This is a genomic window from Nitrosomonas oligotropha, assembly GCF_900106555.1.
GTDB lineage: Bacteria > Pseudomonadota > Gammaproteobacteria > Burkholderiales > Nitrosomonadaceae > Nitrosomonas > Nitrosomonas oligotropha_A.
On record NZ_FNOE01000057.1, the window covers coordinates 1 to 6,093 of the forward strand.

At 37.7% G+C, this 6,093-nt stretch carries 2 protein-coding genes; both read left to right on the forward strand.

Annotated features, from left to right (window positions below; all coding sequences use genetic code 11):
- Nucleotides 1-82 precede the first annotated feature (82 nt).
- A complete protein-coding gene (locus BLU57_RS15330; RefSeq protein ID WP_256206335.1) occupies nt 83-766 on the forward strand; it encodes a DinB/UmuC family translesion DNA polymerase in 684 nt (227 codons plus the stop codon).
- Nucleotides 767-1,067: 301 nt separating this feature from the next.
- The gene (avs4, locus tag BLU57_RS15335; protein WP_176776477.1) at nt 1,068-5,783 is read left to right on the forward strand and encodes an AVAST type 4 anti-phage nuclease Avs4; all 4,716 of its coding nucleotides are present in this window, start codon (nt 1,068-1,070) and stop codon (nt 5,781-5,783) included.
- The last annotated feature ends 310 nt before the right edge of the window (nt 5,784-6,093 follow it).

The following is a 6,093-nucleotide window of genomic DNA, read 5'->3' on the forward strand; positions in this document are numbered from 1 at the left end:
TTCAAGGTATAAAATTCGTTAACGGCGTTAAACAAAATGGACATCAAAAACAGGAAGCCGCTTGATCCTCCATACACCAGATTTGACTATAGCTCTTCAACGCATCGAAGTCGGTGAAATCTGGGGTATCGGCAGACGGCTTGCACCTAAACTGCACGAAATCGGCATCAAAACCGTGTGGGATCTCCAAACAGCATCGCCATCGCAACTGCGTGCCCGTTTCTCGGTTGTGATGGAAAAGATCATCCGGGAAATCAACGGCACGGCCTGTATCGAACTGGAAGAAATCAATCCACCGAAAAAACAGATCGTCAGTTCCCGTTCCTTTGGCATCCCAGTATCCGATCTGGCCAGTCTGGAAGAATCGGTGTCGCTCTACATCAGCCGCGCAGCAGAAAAGCTAAGGCGACAACAATCCTATGCCGGATCGGTGCACGTTAGCATCCGCACCAGCCCGTTCAATGAAAAAGAACCGTATTATGCCAACGGCATGACGATTGCACTGCCAAGACAAACGGACGATACGAGATTGCTGACCAAGGTCGCACTGTGGGGATTACGCAAGATTTACCGCAGTGGATATAAGTATCAGAAAGCGGGGGTAATGCTATCTGAACTGGTATCCAGACAATACCGGCAAATGGATCTCTTTGGCTCAATATCAATAGCCGATAACGCTTTCTCGCTGTACTTCCAAGTTAGAAAGCAAAATCAACGGCAAAGGGAGTGTGCGATCCTTCTGTCCTTTGTCATTATCAAAGTTTGAAATTTTTTGGTTAAATCCCATGGCAAAAGAAGCATGTCATGATCTCCGGGGCTGTATATCAGCCCATTTTAGGATGATATACAGTTAGCAAATCGGGTTAGTATCACATTTTTATTACTCCTTATTTTGGAATATGGTAGATATACGGAAACTATATAATTACTTGTTATACGGCACAGCACTAATACCTGATTTTGAACCAAATCGGGGTTTTAGATATTAGAAACCCTCTAAAAATCTTCAAATCTTCCAAGTAGTATCGATTTAATATCAGTTAATACTCATAAAAGGAACATTAGAATTGATTAAGACTGATTGGAATATATTTAAGGAAAAGTTTTCTGCAAATCCACAAGAAAGTTTTGAGTGGATGTGTTATCTCTTTTTCTGCAATGAATACGGAGCTAAAACAGGGATTTTTCGCTACAAAAATCAGTCAGCAATTGAAACTGATCCAATTACCGTTGAGGAAGACAAGGTAGGTTGGCAAGCAAAATTTTATGAGTACTCATTATCCAATTACAAAGATAAGATACTAGATACGCTTACAAAGGCTAAGCGTGATTACCCAGATCTAAGCAAAATAATATTTTATACAAACTCCGAGTGGGGGCAAAGTAGAGGAAAGGAACCTAAGGGAAAAATAGAAGTCGAGGAAAAAGCAAAAGACATTAATTTGGAAATTGAGTGGCGTTGCAAAAGTTTCTTTGAATCGCCATTTGTTGTGGATGATTGTAGACGTATTACATCCTATTTTTTCACTCTTTCTGATAATTTGTTTGATCTTCTGGAGTCGCTCGAATCTCATACAACTTCCATACTAGACGATATTGAAACCGCTATACACTTTGGCGGCAAAGAGATTTCAATTAATCGTTCTGAAACAATCTCTGAAATTGAAAAGTCAGATAATAACGCGCTAGTTATTAGTGGCGGAGGCGGCACAGGAAAAACGGCCTTGATAAAAGAGCTTTATCGCAATAAAAGGGAAAATGATGCCTTTTATGTCCATAAGGCGACTGAGTTTTCTGTTAGTAACTTGAATGAGTTCTTGTTGGGTGTCTTTTTAAAGGATTTTATTGAAGCGCACGACGGAGCTGACAATAAAACTGTTGTTATTGACTCTGCGGAACACTTACTTGCTCTAGAAAATACTGATCCTATTAAAGAGTATCTATCCATTTTAATTAAAGCTGGATGGAGGGTGTGGTTTACCACGAGAAATACCTACCTCGATGATTTGATTTTTCAGCTATATGAAGTGTACAAAATTAGCTTTAAGTCGGTACATCTAGAAAACCTGAATGAAGATACATTATTCGAACTTGCTAAAAAGCATGATTTTGTCATTCCTGATGATAAAAAGCTCAAAGCGCTCATACTGACTCCATTTTATCTCAGGGAGTATTTAAGGCATTATCAGGACAACAAGGGCGCAAGCTACTTTGAGTTCAAAGAGTCTTTATGGCCAAGAGTCATTGCGAAAAGATCCCCACAACGAGAACAATTTTTCATACATCTTGCTGAAGAAAGAGCTAATTCAGGAAAATTTTTCGTTATTCCAGACCCTAGCTACTCAAATGAAACGGCAGAAAAAGCATTGGTTTCCGATGGAATAATTAGTTATGAGTCTACTCGCGGATATTTTATTACTCATGATATATATGAAGAATGGGCGCTCGATAAATTCGTTGAGAGTAATTTTTTATCCTCAGAAAATGCAGAAATGTTTTTTAATAGAATACAACAGTCTTTGCCCATAAGACGAGTTTTCAGGCGGTGGCTATCAGAGAAACTTAGCTCGGCCAATGAAGACGTTAGTCATCTTATCGTAGAAACTTTATCGTCTCGCAATATATCCAATTTGTGGAAGGATGAAGTGTTAGTTTCTATGCTTCTATCTGACTATTCCGGTTACTTTTTTAGCATTAATAAAGATTTGCTATTGGAAGACGACTTCAGGCTTCTTAAACGGATATGCTTGTTGATAAGAATAGGATGCAAAGAGATAGATAATAGCTTTTTTGATAGACTTGGAGTGAGAACGCCAGATATTTTATCAATGGAATATGTAATAACCAAGCCAAAAGGAAACGGATGGGAATCGCTTATTAAGTTCATTGATGACAATCTCGAAAGGATCGGTGTTGATAATCTCAATTTTGCTTTGCCCGTCCTCTGCGACTGGAACAGTCACAATAAGTCTGGCGACACAACTAAATATTCCAGCCTAATTGCCCTATCGTTTTACAAGTCGGTGATCGAAAATAATATCTATATTAGGGATGATGGTTTTTCCAAAGACTTGATCCTAACCATTCTGTATGGAGTAGGTGAAATTAAAAGTGAACTTGAAGCTATCATTGATGAAATAATTTTAAACAATTGGAAGCGGCATAACGATCCATATCATCTTATGAGTGAATTCATTTTAACCAAAATGGAATGCTTTAATGTTGCTATGGAGATTCCGGAAAAAGTGATCGCTCTAGCCAAATGCTTTTGGATGTATGAACCACCAGAAAACAACGATTATTTTTATGGATCAAGACTAGAGATCGATCATAAATTTGGTGTTGAGAATGGGCATCAAGACTATTTCCCCGCCAGTGCTTATCAGACCCCCATATACGCCTTGCTGAAAACCGATTTAGGATTAGCACTAAACTTCATTGCCGACCTAATAAATTATTCTTCAAAAAAATATGCAGAATCCAGTCTTGATAAGGGTCAGATTGAAACAGCAACATTGTTTCTAGATGATGGGAAGAAAATTGATCTACCTATTTCAAATCGTCTTTGGTGCATGTACCGAGGAACACAGGTAAACCCTGATTTACTAGAATCAATATTAATGTCGCTAGAACGCTTCTTTCTTGAGAGAGGAAAAAATACCAAATCTGAAACACTTGAATTTTATCTAAATTATATCCTAACCAGATCTGAATCTTCTGCGCTCGTGGCTGTTGTTGCAAGCATTGTAGGTGCGTTTCATGAAAAAACATTCAATGTGGCTAAAATTCTATTCAGGACAAAAGAGTTTTTCTTCTATGACACATCTCGAATGATGCTGGATCAAACACATAAGACTCAACTTACTTCGCTCAGAAATTTTAGTATCAATCGGATCAATGAACATCACAAAAATGAAAGGATAAGCGCCTGCGATCAAAAACATCGGAAATTCTCATTAGAAAATATAGCGCTTCAATATCAGTTTTTTAGAACCGAGGAAGTAAGTGAAGAGGAATCAGAACAAAGGCTTCAGGAAATTTGGAAAATTCTGGATGCTCACTACAAAAATTTACCAGATAAGGAACACGAAAATCATCGGGATAAAATATGGCGTTTATATTTAGCCCGCATGGACAAAAGGAAAATGTCACCTGAAGTAATGGAATTAGAAAATGGTATAGCAATTGAATTCAATCCGGAAATTGATTCAGAGCTTAGAGAATATAGTGAAACGTCTCAGCGAGAAGCGAGCAAGCCATTTACACATTCCGGTTTAAAGATTTGGGCTGATTGCAGGCTCTACAATAGAGATAACTACAAAAAATATGAGTCTTATGAAAATGAACCATTGACTGCTTTGGTCGAGGCAAAAGAAATATGGAATCAACTTTTAGAAGGTAACATGGTGGAGGAATTACAGTTTGATCGAGCCACACCATCGTATGTATGCGCCGTGCTATTGCGGTATTTTAAAGAAAAATTAGGAAAAACCGAGCTAGAATTTTGCAGGGAAGTCATATTTGAATACGCAAACATCGTTAACAATGATGATTACATGCACCAGGTTGGCGACGGCCTTGTTCCTGCGTTATTTGTACTCCCAAGATTGATAGAAAATTTTCCGGACGAAAGAATGACTATCAAGCTTATCTTAATTAGGGCATTAATGAGACATGATCCAATAACGATGATGGGAGTGGATAAGATAAACACAGTAGCTATTCAAGCTGTTCAGCACTTATGGAAAGATGAACCTGAGTTCATGAAATCGCTGTACATTGGGTATTTGGTAATTGCTCAAAAATATAGAGATGTTCAAGATCGTGTAAGACAAGAGGCATATAAGCAGCACAAATATGACATTGATAAAAATGACTTTGAGCGGGAGTTGTTTGAAGAATTAGAGAGTGTAGTAAAGAGTATCGAAGATGAAACCATCACGGAATCCGTAATAGACAATATTGAAAGCATAGATAACGACATATTGATAACTGCTTTTCAGCTTGCGCCATTAGATAGCGAACACAAAAAACCAGCGCCATTTGTCGAGGAAATTATTAGGATAATTTCGCAACAATTGCTTTCACATGATAGAGAAGATCGTCTTGATTATGCTTTAAGACATGAATTTTTAGAGCACTATGCTCGTTTTATCCTTCACCTAGAGAATAGCGAGAAGAATAAATACCTGAAATATTTCACCGATAATTTCACCTTAAGCGAAGGTATGGCAGATTTATTAAATGAATTTGTTAGCGCTGAGGACTCGCTGAATATGCCGGACTCATTTTGGTATGTATGGAACCGATTTAAAGGCCGCATCGTTGATTCAATAAATAGTCAAGGTTGGCGGCATGATAAAGAGCACATAATCGAATCTTTTTTATTTGCAAGAATCCCTTGGAAGGATGAGGCAATGGCGTGGCATACATTTTCACTGGAGAATAAAGAGTTTTTTAATGACTTAAGCGGTAAGATAGGTGGTGAATCATCTTTTATTTATAGCATTAGCAAACTTCTTTGTGGCATAGGAAGTGAATTTTTAGATGATGGTATTTACTGGATCAGTAACGCAATAAAGACCTTTGGTATTGATATGTCAAAGGATAAATCAGGAAATACTCTATTTTACTTGGAAAGATATATGAGAAGGTATTTGTTCAAAAATCATGACAAAGTGAGACGAACACCAAATTTACGGGCGCAGTCAATGGTTGTTCTGGATTTCCTAGTTGAGCAATATTCAATTACTGGTTATCTCTTGAGAGAAGATATAGCCTAACTAAAAATCATTGAAGGCGACATGTAATAGTACACTAAACCCATTAATCAGATACGATGAATATTCATCTGTAGTTTGTTTTTCGCCCCTATCCACATGCTGACAATTAATGTAGCTGTTTACACGATTTATTGTCTACATGACGTCTACATTAAATTAAAATGTTTTTTAAAAAAACGTAATCTGTTGTTTTTATGGTGCTGTTGAGCGGAATCGGAGCTATAGTCAAATCTGGTGTATGGAGGATCAAGCGGCTTCCTGTTTTTGATGTCCATTTTGTTTAACGCCGTTAACGAATTTTATACCTTGA